Here is a 24486-nt window from a genome sequence, read left to right as displayed (position 1 = left end):
TCGTTGCGTCAGGCGACAACTCTCGTATTGAAACGGTTGAAGTGATGAACGCCATATCTGCAAAAAAACAGTATCTGTCAGTCGATGAAATCATCATCAACCATGGTTACGAACGCGATATCTCCTTGCTTGAGAATAGTCAGGTACAACTTGAACTAGCAGATGGCTCCTTTATCGCTGGTAGCGTTAATAGTGAATCCTCGATACCAGGTATCTATGCAGCTGGCGACATTTTAAAGCACAAAGGCAAACTTAACCTGATTTCTGGCACTTTTCAGGATGCCGCTAATGCCATCAACAAAGCAAAACTATACATCGAACCGGATGCCGCTAGCGTTGCCATGGTGTCGTCGCATAATGATGTATTTAAATCCCGCAATAAAGAACTTGTCAAAGAAATGCTTTCATAGCCTATATAAGCGAAAATATTGTAAAAACAGACATCCAATTAATTGTTTAATTGGATGTCTGTTTAGGTTTAAGATTCTTATTGTCCCTTGGAAACATATCAAGCTTCTAAGGAATTCTCTCGATCACAAAGTTCTTCTAAATGAATAACACCATTTGTCATAATCTAATTTTTCTTCATAAAATCGGTGTGCATCTGTTCGTTGAAGTCCGGATTCTAGCGCAACATATACTGCTCCATTTTCTAGTGACCAGTGATGAATATAGCTTAATAATTTTTCCCCATATCCATAAGACCGGTGAGATGAATCCGTAACTAAATCATAAATATAAACGTGCCGTTTATTATAAAAGTTAGTTCGAAAGCCTATTCCTGCTAAAGAGACAATTTGATTATTTACAATTAATGAAAATAGTTGATATCCTTCTTTCCTCATCTCATGAAGTAAATCAAGAAATGATTTCTCGGTTAAATCAGTTCGTAATTGTTGCATCACGGGAAAAGCTTGCACCCATTGATCAATAGTAGTTAACTCAAGAATACTTTCATTTGGTGAATTCAAATGTACTCAGCCCCCATATCATTAATGCTTAATTTTTACCAATAAAGTTTTCTCTTTGTATTAGATCGATTTTCACAATCCGCTACCGCTATCTTTATTATCACCCATTATTTTTATCAACTCCTTCTTGACGGTTCTTTCTAGTGGCATTTTAGGTGGATCAGAATTAATAAAAAGAATAGCCCAAAACAAGTATAGTGCTCTTATTTTCATCCTCATACCTCGCACAATTTTGCACATAGATTTAGAAACCCAGTAACCTTGACGTAATAAGTTACTGGGTTTCTTGATTTATATGCTTAGCTTATGGCAGCTACCTATAATTGTTCATATGTATACTAGATTTCTACTTTGAATATAATCTAGAGACTAAGAAAACGATTTTCCAACAAGAATAGTCTGAATATAATAATAACTCATCCTTGTTCATTGATTTAATCGATTTTACTTATTTACATATCTGATTCTACTTGAAGGGAAAAGGATCAATATGGAAAGTTTCTTTTAATATTCTCCCTTACTTATATCTACTTAATATTTCTTTTGGTATATGACAATAATCATTTGGACATCTAGCTAACCTATCTTGATGTTCTTCTGCACTTCTCACATAGTTTGCAAGAGGTAATACTTCGACAACTATAAGGTCATAATCATTTCTCTCACTAAGAAACGCCTTCGCATCTTTTAAGTGTTCAGGCTTCTCACTATACACTCCTGTTCTGTATTTCTCACCAACATCCTGTCCTTGTTTATTCAAACTGTATGGATCAATAATTTCAAATAAATATCCCATCAATTCCCATATAGTTACAACTGTCGGATCAAATCCTGTTTTTACACATTCGGTGTACCCATCATAATCACCCTCAAGTGTATGAATTGTTCCATTAGCTCTTCCTGCTTCTGAAAACTTAACTCCAGGTAAAGTTTTTATAAAAGCTTGAACTCCCCATAAACATCCACCTGCAAGATATACTACTTCCATATTGACTCTCCTCTTTGTTTTTTAAAAAAATTCATTCCAAGTAAATAACAGGAAAAAATGTAGTCACTAAGTCTACTACACATTAAAATAAGGACAAATCTTCTTATTCCACATTATGACACGTTTGCAGAAGATTGATATTATTGCAAATTAGTCATTTTTGTATAACAAGTATAACATTCTCATTTCTGAAAATTATATTTTTCATCCTTGATCTTCCAGAAGGTATGAAGTGGTAAAGCTTAGCTTAATTATAATTTCCATTCTTTTGTTGGTTCAAAGAAAACGAAACAACATCGTTAATGGATTCACCGTTAGTATTATTTAAATGATTTCTTTAGTTGTTTCTGGAATCAATCTTATTATCATGGGATATATTGCAGAAAAATTAAATTTAGCAGAAGACGCTATTTCTTCATACATGTTTCTTATAATTTTAGGATTAAGCATACTTAATTCGGTTATTTACTTTAAAAATTATACAATCTCAGTTTGTTAGGACTCTAACTATTCTTAATTAAAGAAAGTGAAGCCTCTTTTTGTAATGTTTATATGCTCCTGTCTTAATAAAATGGCTGCAATTTCTCAATTGTAAATCGCTCTAAACGTTATTAGATTCATTTTAAACTATAAAAAAAGAGGAGCATAAGCTCCTTAAACAATAACCATATTTGTGTATACGTTCAGGGAAGTCTGAATTTCATATAATTGAACTGGATTCTTCGGAATATCCATTACTCGCAGAAATTCAAGATGACCGACAGTTTGTTATTCCTCTGAAAGTCGCCCCGTTTTAACAAGTGTTCACTGGAAAGTGGAAAATGGAGTACTTGTTTATATAGCTAAAGATTGTCTTTCTCTTGCTCGTCGTCAAACGACATTAGACCCAGTGCCTGAAGGAATACAGCGTTGTTATTCCAGGGAAGAGCTTAAACGAATTAAGCAAAATTATTGGGGACTCATCAGAACCCGTTCCTATTTCTAACCCTTAGCCAAGTTTCTTCTGTCTGGAGATGATGGCGGTTTTTCCAACCAACCATTACTAATCATAATGTTTGCACCATCTTCTGCATACTCCCCGACTTCTGCTATTAAACGGGTATAGGTAGCCGCTAAATCTCTTCTTGGACTTGAACCTAAGGATGCGCCATAATATCCTATACCTACTGCATTAAGTGCATTGATATGGAACATCCTGAGTTTATCTGAAAACGGAGATACCGTTGAAAGTGTTGCTGCTGTATCCGAAGACATTGGTGTAACTAAATTGTCGGCACTGAAGATTTCAGCAAATACAGCACTATGATGCTTAGAAATTTCTGCCCCTTTCACAAAATACTGACGGGCACTTTTTTCGCTAGCCACTTGGCTAAATCCTGTTAAAAGTGAATTACCTAGCACATTTCGTTGCAAATTAAAAAATAAATTGGTGATTTCAATCGTTGTCAATTGTCTTTCTTCACCAATCCATCCAGCTAAAAAATGTTGTTTTTGTACAAATTCAACTTGATCAGGATACGGAATATACGGTGGCCGCACCATGACTCCTTTTTCTAACATAAGATTAGCAGAACGATTAACAAGTTCAGCTGAAGAATATAAACATGATGTATAAAAATCCCGAATATCATTTCTTATTGAATTAGGTAATGACACACTGTAAGAATTTAAACCTATTGCCCCCATACCCGCCATATAGTTCAGCATGAATGTGTCAGAAAAAAGTCTCGGTGCATTTACATTTACATCTTGTTCCGTAAAACCCATAGGAATAGGATGTTGTTCAGCATGAAAGATTTCCTTAATCACTCTAACATGACCTTCCGCTAGCTCTAAGGCGTATTCTAAAATAGATTTGATTTTTGGATCCTCTACTATATTCAATAAATAAGAAATTGTACAAATACCTAACGTATCGTTTTGATATTGTCCCCATAACAAGGCAAGTTCAGAAGATGCCAATTTAGCATTATAATTATCTTCCATCTAGTTACCTCCAATTAACTCCACACTTACTTATTAAGTGGTTCTGATAGATTATCGTCTTATCTGCCTTTTGTTGACCCATCTATTTATGAAACCGAAGGCGTTGTCACGCTTTCTGATTTTTTGTGTACCTAATCAACACTAAGTGGATGAGAATAAAATACATTCAAAAAAGACACTAAACAACTTGTACTGCTAGGTGTTCTCTTGTTAACTTCATTCTAATTCCTTAGGGAGGAAAGATTTCAGGAGAAGCATTTATAAAATTTACTAAGCACTGTCAAATCCCTGTAGATAATTATCGTATTGAATCTCGGAATACTTCATTCCTTATTCCAGCGTTTCGGGAACTGGAACAAACATATGGAGTTACACGTGAGAAATGTGGTGGCATAATTAACGCTTGAGATTGGCCCATTACAGCCTGTTCAACGCTTAGCCATTATTAAAAGACTTGAAACATTAGGTATGTCATTTTCAGCTCAATCGTCGTCACTTTACCCGTATCTTCCGATAAGTCATGATATATAAACTAACAATCTTTCGAAATAATTCATGAAAGCAAACATCTATCTCGTAATAAACTGAATTTTTGACCAATTATTTTTTAAAGTTGATTACTGTTTATTTTCTCTTTTATAACATAATCGATATGTAAAAAGTGGAGTCCAAATAACGTCATATCATGTGTAGCTATTAAGTCTCCGTTCTTCTCATTTATCGTAAAATTCTCATGCAGGGGCAATTTAAGAATATATCGACCTATCGCCAAATAGGTTCCAGAGTCTCCATCTCCATTGCTTGTTAAGTTAAGCCGTTTATTTTGAACAGATAATTTTAGAATTCCGTGCATAGAGCAAAATGGCAAAGGCAATGCGATGTTCATGTACGTCTCCCCGTTAGATTGGTGTTTTGAATAAATTGCTACAAATACAGCCTCCTTGCCAATCATTCTTTTCCAGACTCTCGGCTTGGTTCTTCCATCGAGCTGTTCATCCACTAATAGAACTTCGCCTGTCATTTCCATCTGAGCCGACGAAAAAGGCAGATTGAGCTGGCCCATTTTTCGGCTTATAAACTGGTAGATGAATGCAAAAGGCTTAAACCAGGTTGCCCATTTTACGGATGCGAATAATTGGAACCTTCCCGTCTGCTCATAAAAATCAATTATTTTAATGGGAAGCTTTCTTGTGTCAACATAGTGATCCAGTTCATCAACCAGTCCCTTGTGAGGAACACCCGTCATCTTCAATTTTCCGCGTATATTGCTGACCGGAAAACTGAACGGTTTATGTGTCGTGGCAGGCACATGCAATGCCCAGCCAATTACCGTAAAGGAACCAAACAGCAAGCAATTCAAAAAGCCGTGGACAATCAGCATGGTCGGAATCGTCACCACTGTATTGCCTGAAAAATTACCGTACGCATAAAGGAATGACCCTAAAATTGTTGCGCACAATGTCACAAAAGGTATTCGGACGATAATCGCCTGTGCCAAGGGAAACTTCAAACGGAATGCATAAAATGTCATGGCATAGATCGCCATTACAGAAAGCGACACAGAGATGATTTCGATGGTGTGTGAAAATGTGATGCCAATCGCTACTGTCATCGGTCCTGTCGCGATAATAAGCGCACATATTTTATAGAGTTTTGTCATCTGTACGCGGCCGATCAGACCCACTGAAATACAAAGCATAAATGCGGAATAATGAAAATGGATCGCTGTTAACCAGGTTGTCATCTCACTGAATCCGGTATCAAACCTCCCGATATATGCAAGAAACCACATCCCGCCTACGGCAATATAGATGAGTCCCAGATCAATCATTAATTCGGCTGTATTTGAAAACCCTCGTTTTAAAAACCGGTCCATTCCTTTCCCGGCAATCCAAAAGGTGACGAGGAGATAAATGAACGCACATATCAACGCGGCCGGATAAGGCATATTGAAGCTTAACGACGTCACCGCCGCCATCCCAACAGCCAGGATTAATTTATCCAATTTACGAAGTTTAACTATCATTTGTAATAAAGATGGGATAAAAACCAGTTGAGCTACTGTTCAATAATAGAAATAACTGGCTTGTTCACTGAATAAGAAACTTAAGAAAAATAAAATGAGTCCAAATAAAATCAGCGGGTTAAAAATCGCTTTCCGTAAATTCACCAGCATACATCATAATCCTTCCTATCAAATCATTGTAGATGGAAACATGGATTGTATAGACACCCTTCACTTCATCGTATCCTTCAAGCACGGTAACACGTCCTTTGAACATGTTCGGTATGGGAATTTCCATCTTCCCCATCACGACTTTCTGTGTTCCGGAAGTGATCAGCAGAAAACCTTCCTTTGTAACGTCAAATAGTAAATCTGAGTAGAAGAAGGGGACATCGCCTAGATAATCCTTTACAATTTGCTTTTCCAAATCTATTGTCATTTTGGCATTGAATTTACGTATGACCTTGGGAAAATAAAATGTTCTCTCCCAAAATACTTCTGCTTCTTCGTCTTTATTTATCCGGCAGCGGTTGGCGATTGAAAAAGGGACATTTTCGCCGCTTTCAGGGAATAGAAAGTTTGCCTTTGCAACAATATGGTAAAAAGAAGAAAGCAACTTACTGCCGTTCTGAATCTGATGCATGACCCCTTCAGCATGGAAAGTCTGATTTAAAGGCAGTTCATAGCGATGCTGAAGTTTTGGATGCAGTTTCTGAAACTTCTCTGCTAATAAGGTCGAATAGATGGTCAAGTTGCTTCCCCTCTTTTTCTTTTGCAGCTTTTCGCAGTCGGCAACTGTTCATGAAGAAGTACACCGATTATAGATAAAATCCAAAGGGAGACATTAAGAGTAATGACATTAAACGGTGCAGTCACTACAGCTGGATCGGCAATTATCGCACTTATTGTAAGAAAAGGAAAAATGACGACTTGCAGCTGCAGAAGGTATTTCTGCAACTTCGGTATGAGCCAGCAACAGGCAAACATCATTTCTGCTATACCGACCCAAATAATAGTGGTGGATGCCTGTGCATTAGTTAACGGAGAAAGCTGTGTTAGCATTCTTACCTCTAGAGGATGTTGTATCAATACCTTGGGAACCAATCCCTGATAAAACCAAACAAAGGAAAATAAAAAACAGATCGCATAAAAAGCAAAAAACCTTCGATATTGGGTTTTCGGGCTCTCTCCCGATTCAATCCAACGCTTTAAAACATCGAAGCTCAAGGCGGTTCCCCAGCCCATCCCCGGACGAAACAATCGGTCAAATAATTTACCCACAACACCGAATCGGACATCATAATCATATTGCGTTAAAAAAGTCGTGCCTTCTTCATGAGGAATATATTTCCAATACCCACTACCCTCAGCAATAGGCGATAGTAATTGTTCTGTACCGAAGTGCAGAGAAGAAGTTTTTTCACCGCTCTCTTTCTCATGTGTGCCTTTGCTCTCCCCCCAACCTGAAACTTGAATGCCTGGCATAACTTTTGTTGAGTAGGTAAAGGTCTGCAACGTCTCTCCGGGTAACCTGTCATTGTATATTATAGAAGAAAACCGCAAATCCCATTGTTCATGCAGTTTCGGCTGCTGGCTATACTCCCATATTCTTTCGATATCATCTTGAATTTCAATTTCCACATAAATCGGTTTTTCCGCCATAAAATTACTCACATCACTTTTTTAAGTATTTAACACATGACTTTCTATTTGTCTAACTTATATATACTTATATTACCATTCAAAATAAGTAATTTATAAAGAAACTTCTGTTCAGTGAAAACAGTTCGTAAAACTATAAAAACCATTTTCGAACGTCCCCCGTTTTTCACCCACTTTATGGATAAACAACGAGGAAAAGATTTTGAGAGATCTCAATATTAATTGAAATAACCGCCGTAAAAGCAATGGAAGAAATCGGTTTAAAAAAGACAACTTTTTATAAACTAGTCAGAGAGTATGAAGAATTATTATAGCTATTTATTTAATAGAAGAAACTCATTTTACACATTAGATTTCCATTTGTAGATATAATCAGTCATTTAATTTTCTTCTAAAACTATTAGAGCCTTACTACATTAGACTATGTAGTAAGGCTCTAATAGTTTTTTAGTTTCGGAATCCGAATCTTTAAGTCCGCTAATAGGATGTCAATCGTTAGTTGAAGAAGAAAAGAGAGAGACATATTCAACACTCGCGCCCGATTGCAGTAGACCGTTTTGCACATCTATGCTTTCTGGACAATCCTATTTTACCTAGTTCTCCTTCACTAAATATAAAATAGAGTCCTTGCATAAAGAAATTAATTCAATTAAGCCATAGCCATTCACTACAACTAGAGCGTCTCATCCAATTTCTGAATCTTTAAGTGGGAAATTAAAAAAACATTGCCAAAAACGTCGATTTTGTCTCCCTTTACACGTACAGCGCAATCTTTGTTCGACGCATAAATATTTATTTCTTCCGATAAGAGAGATAGTTCGCTTTGAACCAGTGCAATGTTATTTTCAAGATCAAAATGAGACAGGACGGAAAAATTGTCAAGACCGATTCCGTCGTAAACAGAGCTCATTTCAACTTTATATCCAAAGTTTTTCGAACATAACCATTTAGCTGACATGTTGATTGCACCAGCGCTTGCTCCCATCACAATAGCGCTGCTTTTTTTAATCGAATTCGATAATTCATATTCCACAAAAAAAACATTTTGTTTAAGAGTATTCCCACCCAACAAGAAAATGACTGAAGCATTTTGAATTATAGTTTGGGCATCTTCCTTCTGTAAGCGATAATTTATTAAATGATATTCATCAAACATAATGCCAGCCTGGTCAAGCCACGAGCGTTCAGTAGCACCATCATCTTCATAAATAGATGGATTCGAGCTAATCATAGCAAGCGATTTTCTATCAATTATATCCTCCTGTAACACCCTGCCCAGATTCTCTGGAAATAAATTGTTAAACCAGCCTAAATAACAGTGAGTTTTCATAAGTACCCCCGTAGCAAAGTGTAAATTACATTTATTCCTTGCGTCACTCATTCTGTTTTCTTGTCACCAACAAAATACTCTGAATGGCCCGATTATTGAACACAAGTTAAACCACGCTCTTCAACTAACCTGCGCCGTTAGTTCAACAAGCAAAAAGCTTTACCTATTCTTGAAGTAAAGCACCACTAGTCGAAGATGGAATTGCATTATTATGTTTTATATAGAAATATAATTTTCTATTCTAACTTGTCATTTAAGTTCGATTTTATTTCCTCTAATAATTTATACTGCATATCTTGTTTCTCTAAAATCTTAGCTGTTAATTTTTCTAACGTTTTTGTAATAGACCATAAAAAGATCCATAAAAACAGAATAACTCCTAAGGCTTCTATGCTAATCACCACCCTTTACTTCTTGCTTCAAACTAGCTAATCCAATGTCTTGTATTTGTTGCACTAACCTGCTGCGTTGGGTCTTCACATATAATTTTATTTTAACATAAATATCCAAATATTCTCTTAAATTATTTAGGTATGGAATTTTAAATATAAATGGAAATGTAACAAAAACTTGCGGATGTTTTCCAGAGAAAGATACCTGGGCCCTTCTTAAGCAAACGGTCCAGATTGTATAATGAACCTAGTTTAAAATTTCCCAATCGGAGTGTTATGTCAACCTAGGATACATACGTAATACAATCCAGTTGAGTAAGTGAATTGAGCTTTTACGGACGGATTATCTAGTTTCTTATTCAACTAACAGGGTAGGTCAGATTAGACTAGATTTAGAATAAATTCAAGGAAGGATTTTTATTATGGCAATAGAATTGAAAGGTAACCAAAAGGGATTTATGCGATTATATGAAGAAAAAGACTTTAATAAAATACAAGCTTTACCAAAGAAGAAGGATGGACTAATTTAGTAGAAAATCATTTGAATACAAAGGAAGCCCGGAAAAATTCCTTATGTTTTTTATATTTGATGCACAAACAAGATAAAAACCGCCATGGAAACCATTGATGATTTCGATGACGGTTTTTTCTTAACTTTGTCCTTGAAGTATTTTCTCCAAATGTTTGACGGTCGGAGTCAAGTTCGCAAAGAAATAAGCTTCCCGCAAGCGCCGCGACGGTGCACTGTCTTGGATATACCCGGCACTGCCGTTATGGAGCATGCTCGCTTGGACCGCGTCCAGCGTCAAGTAGACCGATTCTAGGCGGAGAACCGCAATATCTTTCCAATTTACTTTTTCCTGCTTTACTAAACGGCGTATTTTATCTTTCAATACGGCTTCTTTTTGTTGCAGTTCGTTCGATTGCGTCTGTAAAAAGCGATTGCAGCCATTCTGCTTGTTGTGGACCTTTTCGATCGATTCGATGGAAGCTTGAGTTACACCGAAACCCAGCGAAATTTGGTAAGAAAGAAAAGCAGGACGGATTTTCTCGACATAGCTGTCTGCATCCTCAGCGACTATCCATTCATCCGGAATGAACACATTGCTGAATGAACATGCATAAGTAGCGCTGCCGTTCACCGCCAAATAACCGACTTTTTCTTTCAAGCTAACTCCTTTGGCCTCACAAGGAATAAAACACATGATTGGTTGTTTGCCCTCCACATTCGCAATGATGCCCATCCAATGGTTTTGGCCAAGGTTGGAAACGGAAGGCAGGACCCCGGAAACCGTATATCCTCCGTCTGCCGGTTCAGCCTGAAGTTGCAGTTTTTCAAGCCCCGCTAAATGCTTCATCGGATTTGATAGACCGGTAGCGCCAAGAATTTGGCCATTTTCCAGAGCAGGCAATAGCTTCTTTTGGAGCTCGTCATTGCTTGTATTTCGAAGATACGTTAATGCAGCGAGATGGCACCAAAGACAAAAAGCGGTTGTCATGCATACTTTTGCGACGCTTTCCACCAATTCCATTTCATCTAACAAAAGATCCTCTTGCGATTTCCCATCAGAAGACAGCCATCCAGCCTGACCGATTTTTTTCAGGAAATCTTTGGCATAAAAAGCTTCCGCGTCGATTCGCTTCACATAAGGCTTCAACTCCTGCGCAATCAGCTGTTCAAGCGTTGTGCCTGTTTCCAATCCGCTGTTCACCATCGTAACCAACTCCTGCTAATTGTTTTTTCTTAGTTTGACTGAATTTCCGTAATGGAATCAATTGGTGTTTTTACTGCTTCACGAGCACGTTTAACAGCAGCTTCATCTGGAGCGTCGTAGAAGCACAGGCATTTGGACATATCTTCACAGACATATGTTCTCGAGAATACCACTTCCGGAACTTCTTCATAATGAACCGAATTCTTTTTCTTTCTCGCTAAGTATTGATCCATCGTCAAATCTTCCGGCAAATTCCATTCCACCAGATAATTGATGACGTCCTTGCCTGATTTTACATCATCGAGTTCTTTGCCGACCAAACGGACATCTTTCACAAGATCTGCAGAGATGCCTGCATTTTTCAAAACTTCAACTGCTGTTTTCTGGTCAGCGCCTTCGATAATGAAGAACGAGCGTGCATAGTCGTTTGATACTTGTACTTCAATCAACTCAGATGAATGTTGCTTCAACTGCTCTTGAAGTGCAGCCACCTTTTGTTCCAATTCCTCTTTATTCGAAACGATTCCTTTTAATGATGCTTCAATAAGATATAATGTCATGCTGATCCCTCACTTCATTTTTTTGAAGATTCTCTCTTCTAGTAAGTTATATTATTATACTTAGTTAGTTAAAGCAACCTTATTCACTTTTATATAGTCTATGTTAAAATATAGGCAAAAGGAGTGCTGAAATATGAAAACGAGATATAATCTGCCATGCAATATTGCCCAAACATTGAACATCATCGGTGATCGATGGACTTTACTCATCATCCATGAGATTCTAATCGGCCAAAATACTTTTAATAATATTAAAAAATCGTTGGACGGCATTTCCTCCAACCTGTTATCCGAGCGATTAAAAGAGCTTGAAGAACAAGGCCTTGTCGTATCTGAACTTTACTCCGCCCATCCACCACGCTACCAATACACCTTGACTGAAAAAGGAACAGAATTGGAACCTGTCTTTAATTCCCTCCTCATCTGGGGAAGCATCCACTTGGAGAAATGCTATAAGAAATTGATTGACCCCACTACTGGCGAAGAGCTTGAAATTGGCTATTACTCGAAAAAAACAGGCAAACGCGCGAAATCCATCCAAGTCAAAACAGTTGAATACGAATTGCAGTAGAATGGAGATTGACCATCTCCATTCTTTTTTAGTACGCTTTTACTGTCAGTGCAGGATAAAGTTTCCACTGATCAAAGTTTTTTTATGCCTTTATTCCATAATATTTGCCAACCCAGCGCTCCAGGACACTGATCATTCGGTCCAACAGGAATCCACATACTCCGATAAAGATAATGCCTGCCAGAACATAGTCGAGATTCAATGTATTTCTTGAATCAACAATCAGAAACCCAAGACCGGATTGCGCCCCGATCATTTCTCCAGCAACCAGGAAGATCCAGGCTGTACCTAGTGCCAGACGCAAACCGCTCACCACAGCTGGAAAAGCTGCAGGGAAAATGAATTTATACATCAATTCCCAATTGCGGATTTCCAGGTTTTCTGCAATTTTTAAATACGATGGATTGATTTTTTTGACTCCTGCGACAGTCGAGAGCAGGACAGGAAAAAATGCTGCAATAAAAATAATGGCAATCGCCGGCATATTGCCGATTCCAAACCATAAGACTATAAAAGGGGACCAGGCTACTGGCGCAACCGGCCGCAGTACCTGGACAATCGGATCGATTACTTGCCAGACTCTCGGCGATCTGCCCAGAAACATTCCCAATAGAATGGCTGGGATAACAGCCATTAAATACCCTGCCGCAAATCTGCCCAGACTGACCTGCAGATGGACAAAGATGATTCCTTCAATTATCAAGTCAATAATTGCTTTCCAAACACTTAAAGGCGACGGAAGGAGTGCTTCCTGATAACCGCCTAACCAAATAACCACTTGCCAAATGATGACCAGAATCGCCATTCCAATCCCAAAATTCATGAGCTTCTTCGTTAAATTCATCTTAGGTCACATCGCTTCATCAATATAAGTATTGTCTACAAAGTCTTCAAAAACCGGTGGAATTTCCATCAGTTCCATTTCAAGGACAAAATCACGCAATGTATTGTACTCCGTTTCTTCGATACGCAGATTTTCAAATGAAATCCACCCTAAGGAAAGTTCGAGTACCTCCCTTTCCACCTTCATGTATTGACTAAAGGCTTCATAAACTGCTTCATCCTTTTTCTCTGCATGTTCACCCGACTCAACATATTGGGTGACCAGTGACTGCGTAGCCTTCGGCTGAAGGTCCATAAAGTCTTGGCGCAGCACCAATACACAGCAATAGGAATCTGCCCATATTGCATCCGAATGATGAAGCACTTTGCCGATGTTATTTTTCACAGCCAAGGCACCGAACGGTTCAGCCACTACATAGCCGGAAATCCGCTGTTCCGATAAGGCTGCCGGCATCTCAGGAGGCGCCATTTCCACTATGTTGACATCCTCCAGCGAAAGCCCTTCATTTTTCAGCATTTCATACAAAAGGATATTATGGCTTGAATAGGTATGGGGAATCGCAAATGTCTTTCCTTTTAAGTCTTTGGCACTTTTAATATCCTTGGATGAAATCACTACATTCCCATCTTTATGCCCGAGTGCAACAGCTTTTAGGTCAATACCTTTTTCCTTCGCTTTCATCGCCAGTTCGACCAATACCGATGCACCATCTATCCTACCCGTATTCAAAGCATCCATAAGATCCGGCCACGAATTGAACTTGACCATTTCTAGTTCATACTCCCCGTATTTCCCCTCTTCCATGTGTTCGTCCATATAGAGGGGCCCGGCATGCGTTATCGGTAAATAGCCGATTTTAATGACGGGTTTGTCCACTGCCGCCTGCATACTCGGCTGGCCGCAAGCCGTCAGGAAAAGCAATATACTTGCTGCCAAAATGGATAATGCTACTTTCCTTTTCTTCACAAATCCCACCCCTATCTTAAATATTGTATTCCGGAGCTATTCGCTCCGTACTTAACTGGAATTCATCAAGAATTTTTCTGCGGAAATACTGGAAGTCGCTATGGGTACGATCCCTGGGCTTCATCTGGGTGATGGCAATTTCCTTTTGAATCCTACCCGGATGAGAACCCATGACCATTACACGATCCGAAAGATACACGGCTTCATCAATATCGTGCGTGACAAGAACGATTGTCGTGTTCTTTTTCTCCTGAATACGCAGCAGTTCTTGCTGAAGGTTATAGCGATTAAACGAATCCAGCGCTGCAAATGGTTCATCCATCAATATGACATCCGGCTGAATAGCAAGAGCCCGTGCAATTGCTACACGCTGCTGCATTCCGCCTGACAATTCGTGCGGAAACTTATCCAGCGATGTTTCAAGCCCGACCAATTTCAAGGCATCGATGACGCGTTCGCGCTGCTTATCCGCAGGCAACTTCTCTCCTTCAAGCCCCAACTCCACATTTTTCAACACTGTTCGCCAAGGCAATAAATTGATTTGCTGAAAAAGCATGACACATGATTTAGTAGGCTTTAAAACAGATTCTCCGTTATGTAGGACTGAACCCTTTTCCGCTTTTTCAAAGCCTCCAATGATATTCAGCAATGTGCTTTTCCCACATCCGCTTTTCCCGAATAAGGTGACGATTTCTCCCTTTTTCACTTGAAAACTTACATTTGAAAGGACTTGCAACTTCTTCTCCCCAACGCCGAATGATTTCTCTATATTCTTTACTTCCATCATATTAACGGACATATGCAGTCTCCCCTATCCTTAAAACAAACAATGCCTATAAATTTACTAGGCTTTAAGTTATTTTAATGTACTGAATGTAAAAAAACAACCTATTATTCTCTTTTTTTCTGAAAATTATTGCAATTGATTGAGGAATATTAAGCCTACAAGTGATTTGTAAATCCCTCCTATTTACAACAACGTTTCTGTAGTATATAAGCCTCTTCCTTTCCTTTTTCAGCAAAAAGAATACTTGTCTTGTTTATTCCATTAGCAGAAATCTACAGCTAAACTTTAGAAGATGAAAGATATTCTTTCACTAAGCTACTCATTAGTTTAGGTGTATCGCTTCACATTCTCAGCGCATTGAAGGGACGAAATCGATATTCGAGACAATAACTAGACATTTATGGCATTAAAAAAGAAAAAACCAGTTCGTAAAGATATAAATAAACTTTATGAATGTTCACGTTTTCTTTCATACTTTTACGAACTCTTTTGGTTAGATTAATAAAAAGAAATCCAAGTGGTGGCAAAAGTATTTGAAAAAAATACCCAAAAAAAGGAAGGAGCACTGGAGTGTTCCTTCCTTTTTAAATTCTTAGTTGTATGTAATTGCTGAAAACGCAGCAGTAATTCTATCAACTATTCCATGATATAATTTATACTTTATACTTTATACTCCTATATCGTATACAAATCTTCTACAATAATTAAAATATCGCTTCTTTTAAAGGCTATATTATTTACTATTTCCAATTTTTTCTGAGACCAGAAATAGAATCCACATTAATTAATAAAATACAATAATACGACTAACCAATAATCCTGATTAAATAGTGTTCTCCTTGATGAAATAAATTACTTTATATAGAGAAAAGGAAAAAATTCGCCCGAAACTTTTCGGGCGAATTATTACCAAGCTTATTTTTGTTTTTGATTTTGCAGTAATATTAGTTATGTTGAAGAATATGTCAACCAAAGCAATAGAGGCAACCCTTTGGTGAGGTTCTGTTTCTTCACATTTCTGGTTTTTATTTTTATATATTTGTACACTTTTAATCAATTTTTAACAATTGAGCATTTATTGCACAAATAATTGTACTTAGTGACATAACGACAGCCCCAATTGCAGGAGTTATTACAATACCTACACTAATCAAAACCCCTGCCGCTAATGGAATTGCGAGAATATTATATCCAGCAGCCCACCATAAGTTTTGTTTCATTTTTCTATGACTGGCCTTAGAAAGTTTTAAGATATTTAAGATATCTACTGGGTTACTGTTAACAAGGATGACGTCTGCTGTTTCAATCGCAACATCTGTCCCTGCACCAATCGCAATTCCTAGATCTGCCTCGGCTAATGCAGGTGCATCATTAATGCCATCACCTATCATCGCTACTTTTTTGCCACCTTTTTTTAGCTTTTTCACGTTATTTGACTTTTCATGCGGTAAAACCTCTGCAATTACTTTTGAAAGACCAAGTTTTTCACCTACATAGTTTGCCACACGAGTATTATCCCCGGTCATCATAATTGTTTCTATACCAAGATCATTTAATTCTTTAATTACTTGATAGGAGGATTCTCTTATAATGTCAGCCAAAGCTATCATTCCTTGTAACACATTTTCCTTTAACACGAATATTACAGTTTTTCCTTGTTGCGCAAGTTCTTCGTACGTATTTTCATCAAATGAGATTTGATTTGCTCTCATCGCCCCTGGACTGACAGCTGCAACTTCTACACCATTAACTTGTGCGACTAGCCCTTTTCCAGTTAGGTTTTGATAATCTTTTACTTCATAAAGTTCTAGATTTCGAATCTTGCCTTCTTTGACAATTCCTTTTGCAATTGGATGATCAGATTGAACTTCAACAGAGTAAGCCAGTTTTAATAAATCGTCTTCACTAATACCATTGCTTGGATGGATATCTGTCACACCAAAGTTTCCTTCTGTTAAGGTACCCGTTTTATCAAATACAACACGATTAATTTTAAATGCCCCTTCAAATGCTGTTCGATTACGGATTAACAAACCTTTTTTCGCTGCAATGGAAGTAGATCTTGAAGTTACTAATGGGGAAGCTAAACCTAGTGCGTGTGGACAAGCGATAATCAAGACAGTTACCATTCTTTCTAATGCAAAGTCAAAATCTCCGGTCATCGCCCAGTAAGTAAGAGTAATAACCCCTGTAACTACTGCAACATAAAAAAGCCATTTAGCAGCAATATCCGCAAATCCTTGGGCTTTCGATTTCGTTTTTTCCGCATCACTCACTAATTGAATAACTTGTGAAAGATAAGTATCATTACCTGTTTTACTAACTTTTATTTTTAGTACACCTTCACCATTTACAGCACCACCAATTGCTTCCATACCAGGACTTTTTTCTACAGGAACAGATTCACCTGTTAACATGGATTCATCAACTGTTGATACCCCCTCAAAAATTTGCCCATCAATAGGAATTTTCTCTCCGGATTTAACAAGAATTTGATCCCCTGCTTTCAAAACCTCTATAGTTACATCTACAAGATTTCCTGATTCATCAATTTTATGAGCATCCTTTGGCATTAACTTGATTAATTCTTCTAACGCCTTGGAAGCTCCCATAATTGATTTCATTTCAATCCAATGTCCGAGTAGCATAATAACAATCAAAGTAGCTAGCTCAAAGAAAAAGTCACTTCCTGCAATGAAAAAAGCTGTCAATGTGCTATATACATAAGCAGTTACAATTGCTAGTGAGATTAAAAGCATCATTCCAGGAGCTTTGTCTTTCAGCTCATTCCATGCACCAAGTAAAAATGGTTTTCCTCCATAGAAAAAGATAATAGTTGAAAGTAAGAATAATAAAAAGGTGTCACCAGTAAAATTCACATCATAACCAAAAAGCATTTGAATCATCATTGATAAGTATGAAATAGGTATAGCTAACGCTAAAGATATCCAGAAGCGCTTTTTAAAATCCTCGACCATATGACCGTGATGTTTTGAATGACCCCCGCCATGATTACCATGTTCCATGTGATTATTATGTCCCTCATGTAAATTGTGGTCATGTTGAGTGTGATCTGATTGATTGTGGTCTTCATGCAGGCTGTGATTAGGTTCACCGTGTTTTTTTTGGTTGGGATCTTCATGCATACTGTGATTGTGATGGTTGTGATTTTTATCTTTACCTTGCTTTCCCAATGCTCTCACTCCTCTTTGGTTTCTATTTAAAAAGTTTTTAATATTTATTTCCCGTACCTTCCTATCAACATATCATAATATACCCGGGATGGGTATGCCACGATTAAATAATTATCATTTAACCAACTAAATAATCACTTTTTCTTGAGTCCTCCTATTTTGCACTTGAATATTTTTTGAACTTTTTCAACATCCAGCATCAACAAAAGTGGAACGTTCACTTTTAGTGATGCTTTTTCATTTAGCATTATTCATCATATTGTGATCCAAAACTCGTCCTTTTCTGAACACGGCACAAATGATTAAAAAAGCATCTGTCACTTTAGATGTTATTTTGCACCTATTTCAAGTGCTATTTTGCATATAAATTGAGAACCCCCAGCAATCCTGTTAAGACAAGGTTGTTGGGGGTTCTAATATATCTTTGGCAACTTCCGATAAGCCGTCATATGTAAAGTAATATGGGTTTGATGCCTTATTAGAAATATCTTTAAGATATTGAAGAGAAGAAGATAAAAAAAGTTGTCTTCTATTTTTTTATCTTAATTGTTCACAAAATGTAATTTTAACGAATAATTATTTATAGGTATAAATGTTAGATATTGAGATATCTTTGTCTTTTTCGAAATTGAATAAGCAAAGGTTAATACCATCTTCCTTTACACTGTCATAAATGATTCCCTGAAAATCGTTCAGCATAAGACACTGCATAATAAAGTTAGGGAAGAGATACTTCTTTTTTACTTCCGAGTCTTCATCAGTATACATTTGGCTAAAACCGCTACTGTTTGTATCAGATAGATTTAATATTTTGAGAGGTTTTTCCACCTGAAATTCTGCTATATCTAAGTTATTTTTTTCACCATTGAATGCTATTTCTTTAGTTACTACTTCTTCAACTTCTGCTAAATATAGTACAGATACGCCTGCAGGGTTATAACGACCTTGGGTAGACACTTCAACAGGGGGATTCCAGAGTTCTTCAGGTATATAAGGAACGAGTCTTTCTAATTTTTTTCTAGTTCGACCACGAAGAAATTTTAGTTTAGGCTGCAGTAATTCAATCCCTGTCACAGTACTTTCCTTAATCATATTGAAAATCTCTTGACCAGTTGGATGGTTAAGTCCAAGCATAGGATATTGAGCTAAATATTCTATAAATTCTTCTCCATCTTGCGAAGATATACCAAAGACTTGATCAAAGATCTCGTCGTACTCGCCATACCAAGAAGCAAGTTCTCCAGCAGTAACATAAGGTATATCTTCTGCAAGAACTTCATTGCATTTTGAACAACGAATATTTCCTGAAACAAAGGTTTTTACTTCATTCCCGAATTGCCATCCATCCAGTAATTCGAAAACAGTATTTAAACTTTCCATATCTCCATAGCGTTGCTCATATATGATCTTATCTACGTTACAATCCTGACATTCAGCAATTTCAGTAGATAAAACTTCCCCAATTTCTTGCCCAACTAATTCTAAAAAAGTGTTTCCTTCCGATATTATAATATCTCCTTCTTCAAGTTGTTCATTACAATATGGACATTCAGTTGTAAACGTTTCAGAAATTTCTAGACTCATAGGTATCTGGCCAAGCTTGTGAGAATCATAAAATTCAATTATGCTTTGGAGATCCAAGCAGCAACTACATCTTTCGAAATTCATAAAATCCTCCTAAATGGAATATAATATCTAACTTTCTCTATTATATTCTGTTACTCTACACTGCGACTCTATTTATTCGTTAAATTGATATTTTGCGAAGATATATTATCTGATAAAAAGAAGGAACTTTATAAACTTGCTCCTTTTTAACTAACAATCTTCTCCATTGAAGATTCAACTAGTTTAACGTTTTCAGAATTGAATATTACTATATTCGTTCCTTCTCTATGTACAGTACTTCTATATTTTATTCCTATATACCCTTTGCTCTTAAAATATCTAGCTAAAAATTGAAAAGGAGCGTATTCCCTTGCTCTGACATCCTGCTTTGTACTGTGAACAGGCTTAAATATCTGATCATTATTGAATAAGTTAAAGTAAAATAATGCAGTGATTTTACTTCTTTCCTCTGGTTTTTTTCTAAGAATTTCAGCTAGTTCATATATGTCTGTTGGCAGACTTGAATCTCCTACTACATCAAAGATATGTTTATCACAATTGGACTCAAATTTCGCACTTGTATAAGAGTCTCCTTTTTTTACTCGAAGTTCTGCTTCTATTGTTTTAAGAATAAACTTTTTTTCTATTTCTTTAGATTTCCCCTTTTTTACCGGTATTACCCCTAAATATATAAACGCCTCACCTGGTGGATTCATCCGATTATGATTTTCCACATAATCAGGATGAGGAATCATTCTTTGGTAAAAATCTAATTCAATATCTTCATTTACTCCAACGCCTCTATACATCCTTCCTAAATCTTTAATCGGAAAGCTGAATTGTGGCGCCATATTATTAACTAAGTCATCAAAAACTTTGAAAAAAGTATACTTCTCAATTATTTCATCTAATGAAAGGCCTTCTGTTTCTCCACTGTACAAAGCCTCTTTCAATGTATCCCAATGCTCTATCATTATTTTAGATAAACCATTCACTACCTGCTTCATTTCTATAACTACACCTCAATTTTCCTTTTTTTGATTATTTCTATTATCAACGGATAAGAAAAGCCGATACTCATTAATGAGTATCGACTCAAGATTTGAAAATTATTTTTAAACAAAAAAACTATGTCTGACAATAAAGCTGATTAACAGTAGAAGTTATTTCATAAAAAACAAGAAGGAATAATAGATTTTTATAAAAGGGAGCCTCATATCCCATGTTTTTGAGTTAGCACCTGTTTTCAGATTACTTCCGATAATATCATGATATGTAAACTCTGTTATGAACTCTTCTCAATACTCTTAAGGAACAAGTCCAATATTTTACTATATAGTTCCGGTTGTTCAGAATGAACTAAGTGAGAAGCAAACGGAATAATAGAAACATGGACGTTATTCTGCATAGAAGGATAAGATATAGCCCCTTTTGTCTCGTTAGGATTTCCTTCACCCACGATAAGCAAAATTGGTGAATGGATGCCAGCTAAATCTTTCGTTTCGTCGAATGGATACCACTCTTCATCACGCCCCATATAAAGAAACTGTTTCCAATCCGCTAAATGCAATTGATCAAAGTAATTTACAGCTTTTTCGTTTTGCAGTAATTGCGTTTGAATGCCAACATCCTCTTGGTGCATCTGAAGCCAATTTTCTGGTTTTCCTGGAGTAATACCAGATAGCGTCAAACTTTTGACTTTCTCCGGAAACCTTTTAGCGAAAAACAATCCTACCAACGCTCCTAACGAAGCACCGACAATATGAACGGATTCCATTTCTTTTTCCTCAAGTGTGCTAAACAGATCTTTCGCAGCGTCCTCGAAAAAATTTGATAAATCGTTGTTAACAGATTTCCCATGCCCTCTTAAATCAGGCAGAATAACCTGAAAAGAATCTTTAAAGAATTCTCTTTGGTATTGAAAATCAGTTAAACCTGTTTGCAAGCCAGTGTGTAAGAACACAATTGGTTCGCCTATTCCGATTTCTTCTGTATGTAATATCATTGTGATTCCCCTTCCACTATCTGTATGTATAAAAATTCGTATTCAAGATTATTTGTTTATTTTACAAACTAAACTTGAAAAGTTGAGCGTTATAAGCCCTAATTAAAAATATTGAAATATTTGTTAATTCAATTGTACCTTACATGTTTCTCGAACAATAGAGAAAATTAAATCTATTCTTCTTTTCAAAGAGTTCGTAAAAGTACACTTTTACGAACTGTTTTAAATTACTCATATTTAATGGTTTTTGTAGTTCGTAAAACTATAAAATTACTTTATGAACGTCCATGGTTTCATGCATACTTTTACGAACTCTTTTGGTAGAATAATAGATAGCAATCCAAATGAGGAGTAAAAAAATGGATAATAAAAAGTTTGGTTACATACGAGTCAGCAGTAAAGATCAAAATGAAGTTCGCCAGCTTGAGGCCATGAAAAAATTAGGTCTAAGTGAACGAGACATCTTCATGGATAAACAAAGTGGGAAAGATTTCGAAAGAGCACAATACCAATTGCTAAAACGAATCATCCGAAAAAATGACGTACTTTATATTCACTCACTTGATCGGTTTGGTCGGAACAAAGAAGAAATTTTGAACGAATGGAATGATATTACTAAAAACATCCAGGCAGATATTATTGTGATGGATATGCCATTACTAGATACAACCCAATATAAGGACAGCTTAGGGACATTCATTGCGGATCTTGTCTTACAAATTCTTTCATGGATGGCTGAAGAAGAACCCGATCGAATTCGAAAACGGCAGCGTGAAGGAATTGATGTGGCTTTGCAAAACGGCACAATTTTTGGGCGACCAAAGGTTACGGTCACTGAGGAGTTTAAAGAAGCGTACACTAGCTGGAAATCGGGAAAGATTACGGCAGTGAAAGCAATGCAAGAAATTGGTGTGAAAAAGACGACTTTTTATAAATTAGTCAGGGAGTATGAAGAATCATTATAGTTGTGACTATATAATAGAAGAAACTCATTTCATATTTAAGATTACCTAACGCACAAAAAATAAAAATACGAGACAACCTCTGCCATAAGACCATTTGAAAAAACACGCATTCTTAATTTTAAATTGAGCTATAAACTGACAGTTTATTAAAAAGAACCTGTAATTTATGTTGCGATTAGATGACTTCGGTATTGTGCAGATCTCAAGGTCAAATCCATTTTCAGTAAAGATTTAAACAGGACCTTTTCCAGCCAAATTTTCTTTCACTGCAGCGAACTTTGAAGTCTTGAATATAAATTTGCTCATCTGAAAAGTTCCCGTCCATTATTTTTAGCTTCAAGTATAACGGGTCTGTGAATAGAAAAACCCCCGGATAATGTCACTTTTTTTAAAGTGTCCACTATTCGGGGTTCAGTTCATTGTCGGTGCAGTCTGTGTTTTTCTAATTACTCTTTTTCCATTTCAATTAATAGATCGCCTGTCGCAATAGACGAGCCAGTTGAGACGTGAATTTCTTTAATAACACCATTATATGGAGCTTGAACAGTTGTTTCCATTTTCATAGCTTCTGTAATAAGCAAATGATCGCCACGTTTTACACGGCTGCCATTAGCTATTGCAACTTTTAAAACAGTTCCAGGCATTGTAGCACCGATATGATTTGGATTTGCGACATCCCCTTTCGGTTTTTGCGTAACATCAGACTCGATCGTCATGTCTTGTATAATAACTTCTCGAGGTTGACCATTTAATTCAAAATAAATGACCCGATTACCATCCGATTGTGGTTGGCTTATTGAAACCATTTTAATGATTAGCGTCTTGCCTTTTTGAATCTCCACTTCAATTTCTTCACCTAATCGCATTCCATATAAGAAAGTTGGCGTATCAAGAACAGATACATCTCCAAACTTTTTCTCCATAACTGAATATTCATCAAATACTTTAGGATATAACGCATAAGCCAGTACTTCATGACTATCTACTGGACGATTTAGTTTATGGAAAAGTTCTTCTTTTAATTTATCAAAATTGACAGGTTCTAATAATTCACCTGGGCGAACTGTAATAGCCACGCGACCTTTTAAAATCACTTGTTGCAATTCTTTAGGGAACCCACCATAAGGTTGTCCAATATATCCTTGGAAAAACTCGATAACTGAGTCCGGGAAATCAATAGTAAGTCCTCGTGATAGCACAGTTTCTTCTGTTAGGTCATTTTGGACCATAAATAGAGCCATATCCCCTACCACTTTGGAAGAAGGAGTAACTTTTACCACATCACCAAACATTAAATTAACGACTGAATACATAGCTGTCACTTCTTCAAAACGTTCACCAAGTCCCACTGCTTTTGCCTGTTGCTTCAGATTACTATATTGTCCACCTGGCATTTCATGCACATAAACTTCAGTATGTGGGCTCATCATACCCGACTCGAATTCCTGGTAATATTTCCGAACATCTTCCCAGTAATTCGATAATTGTTCTATTTCTTTAATGTTTGTACGAATTTCTCTTTTAGCACCCTTTAAAGCATATGTGAGACTGTTTGCACTAGGTTGTGAAGTTAATCCAGCCATCGTTCCAAGTGCAGTATCGACGATATCTACGCCCGCATCAATTGCTCTTGCATATAAATAAATACCGTTCCCACTTGTATCATGAGTATGAAGATGTATTGGCAATGAAACTGTATCCTTTAGTTCAGAAACGAGACGATAAGCAGCTTCAGGTTTTAATAAACCTGCCATATCTTTAATTGCTAAAATATGAGCACCTGCAGCTTCTAGTTCTTTGGCCATTTCTTTATAATATGAGACAGTATATTTCGCACGGTTATCATCTAAAATATCCCCAGTATAACAAATAGTTGCTTCTGCAATTTTACCCGATTGTCTTGCAGCATCGATTGCAACTTCCATCCCTTTAATCCA

19 protein-coding genes and 1 pseudogene are annotated in these 24486 nt (G+C 36.8%); 3 read left to right on the top strand and 17 right to left on the bottom strand.

Annotation, left to right across the window (positions count from 1 at the left end; translation table 11 throughout):
- Window positions 1-2 precede the first annotated feature (2 nt).
- Window positions 3-410: pseudogene (locus C406_RS0114335) on the top strand (FAD-dependent oxidoreductase); the annotation flags it as partial.
- Between the two features lie 123 nt (window positions 411-533).
- Here the strand turns inward: C406_RS0114335 and C406_RS0114330 are convergent.
- The 9 genes from C406_RS0114330 to C406_RS0114270 all read right to left on the bottom strand — a co-directional run bounded on the left by C406_RS0114330 (window position 534) and on the right by C406_RS0114270 (window position 11609).
- Window positions 534-971 (bottom strand): GNAT family N-acetyltransferase, encoded by a 438-nt coding sequence (locus tag C406_RS0114330; protein WP_017381339.1) that lies wholly within the window; start codon window positions 969-971, stop codon window positions 534-536.
- Between the two features lie 517 nt (window positions 972-1488).
- Window positions 1489-1959, bottom strand: a complete 471-nt coding sequence (locus tag C406_RS0114320) for a peptide-methionine (S)-S-oxide reductase (RefSeq protein WP_017381337.1) — start codon at window positions 1957-1959, stop codon at window positions 1489-1491.
- Window positions 1960-2940: 981 nt separating this feature from the next.
- Window positions 2941-3945, bottom strand: coding sequence for a DUF3231 family protein (locus C406_RS0114315; RefSeq protein ID WP_017381336.1), 1005 nt, complete (start codon window positions 3943-3945; stop codon window positions 2941-2943).
- Window positions 3946-4552: 607 nt separating this feature from the next.
- Window positions 4553-5998 (bottom strand): YndJ family protein, encoded by a 1446-nt coding sequence (locus C406_RS0114310; RefSeq protein WP_272943010.1) that lies wholly within the window; start codon window positions 5996-5998, stop codon window positions 4553-4555.
- Between the two features lie 91 nt (window positions 5999-6089).
- A complete protein-coding gene (locus C406_RS0114305) occupies window positions 6090-6701 on the bottom strand; it encodes a DUF4166 domain-containing protein (RefSeq protein ID WP_017381334.1) in 612 nt (203 codons plus the stop codon).
- Window positions 6698-7612: a DoxX-like family protein gene (locus tag C406_RS0114300; RefSeq protein ID WP_017381333.1), complete on the bottom strand. Its 915-nt coding sequence runs from the start codon at window positions 7610-7612 to the stop codon at window positions 6698-6700. Before C406_RS0114300 ends, C406_RS0114305 begins: the two co-directional genes overlap by 4 nt.
- A 673-nt stretch (window positions 7613-8285) precedes the next feature.
- Window positions 8286-8942 (bottom strand): Type 1 glutamine amidotransferase-like domain-containing protein, encoded by a 657-nt coding sequence (locus C406_RS0114295; RefSeq protein WP_017381332.1) that lies wholly within the window; start codon window positions 8940-8942, stop codon window positions 8286-8288.
- A gap of 1042 nt (window positions 8943-9984) precedes the next feature.
- Window positions 9985-11049 carry an acyl-CoA dehydrogenase family protein gene (locus C406_RS0114275; RefSeq protein WP_017381328.1) on the bottom strand — a complete coding sequence of 355 codons (1065 nt, stop codon included), beginning with the start codon at window positions 11047-11049 and terminating at the stop codon, window positions 9985-9987.
- A 29-nt stretch (window positions 11050-11078) separates the two neighbouring features.
- A complete protein-coding gene (locus C406_RS0114270) occupies window positions 11079-11609 on the bottom strand; it encodes a DUF4242 domain-containing protein (protein ID WP_017381327.1) in 531 nt (176 codons plus the stop codon).
- 133 nt (window positions 11610-11742) lie between these two features.
- Here C406_RS0114270 and C406_RS0114265 point away from each other — a divergent pair, with 133 nt between their 5' ends.
- On the top strand, window positions 11743-12180 hold the full coding sequence (locus tag C406_RS0114265; RefSeq protein WP_017381326.1) for a winged helix-turn-helix transcriptional regulator: 438 nt from the start codon (window positions 11743-11745) through the stop codon (window positions 12178-12180).
- An 82-nt stretch (window positions 12181-12262) separates the two neighbouring features.
- Here C406_RS0114265 and C406_RS0114260 read toward each other — a convergent pair whose 3' ends face one another.
- From C406_RS0114260 to C406_RS0114225, 7 genes are all read right to left on the bottom strand, one after another.
- Window positions 12263-13024, bottom strand: coding sequence for an ABC transporter permease (locus C406_RS0114260; protein ID WP_017381325.1), 762 nt, complete (start codon window positions 13022-13024; stop codon window positions 12263-12265).
- A 6-nt stretch (window positions 13025-13030) separates the two neighbouring features.
- Entirely contained in the window at window positions 13031-13990 is a 960-nt protein-coding gene (locus C406_RS0114255) for an ABC transporter substrate-binding protein (RefSeq protein ID WP_017381324.1), read from the bottom strand.
- A gap of 16 nt (window positions 13991-14006) precedes the next feature.
- Window positions 14007-14789, bottom strand: coding sequence for an ABC transporter ATP-binding protein (locus tag C406_RS0114250; protein ID WP_017381323.1), 783 nt, complete (start codon window positions 14787-14789; stop codon window positions 14007-14009).
- 1037 nt (window positions 14790-15826) lie between these two features.
- Complete coding sequence (locus C406_RS0114245; RefSeq protein WP_017381322.1) at window positions 15827-17971, bottom strand: copper-translocating P-type ATPase; 2145 nt, start codon at window positions 17969-17971, stop codon at window positions 15827-15829.
- Window positions 17972-18547: 576 nt separating this feature from the next.
- Complete coding sequence (locus C406_RS0114235; RefSeq protein ID WP_017381320.1) at window positions 18548-19639, bottom strand: RES family NAD+ phosphorylase; 1092 nt, start codon at window positions 19637-19639, stop codon at window positions 18548-18550.
- 146 nt (window positions 19640-19785) lie between these two features.
- Window positions 19786-20586, bottom strand: a complete 801-nt coding sequence (locus tag C406_RS0114230) for an RES family NAD+ phosphorylase (protein ID WP_017381319.1) — start codon at window positions 20584-20586, stop codon at window positions 19786-19788.
- 278 nt (window positions 20587-20864) lie between these two features.
- Window positions 20865-21584, bottom strand: a complete 720-nt coding sequence (locus tag C406_RS0114225) for an alpha/beta fold hydrolase (protein ID WP_017381318.1) — start codon at window positions 21582-21584, stop codon at window positions 20865-20867.
- A 359-nt stretch (window positions 21585-21943) separates the two neighbouring features.
- Between C406_RS0114225 and C406_RS0114220 the strand changes: the two genes are divergently transcribed.
- Window positions 21944-22549, top strand: a complete 606-nt coding sequence (locus C406_RS0114220) for a recombinase family protein (protein ID WP_017381317.1) — start codon at window positions 21944-21946, stop codon at window positions 22547-22549.
- A 446-nt stretch (window positions 22550-22995) separates the two neighbouring features.
- Here the strand turns inward: C406_RS0114220 and C406_RS0114215 are convergent.
- On the bottom strand, window positions 22996-24486 hold a 1491-nt coding region (locus C406_RS0114215), incomplete at its 5' end, for a biotin/lipoyl-containing protein (protein ID WP_017381316.1).

Source organism: Paenisporosarcina sp. TG-14, assembly GCF_000297555.1.
In the GTDB taxonomy this organism is placed as follows: Bacteria; Bacillota; Bacilli; order Bacillales_A; family Planococcaceae; genus Paenisporosarcina; species Paenisporosarcina antarctica.
This window is presented reverse-complemented; position numbering and strand designations above follow the sequence as displayed.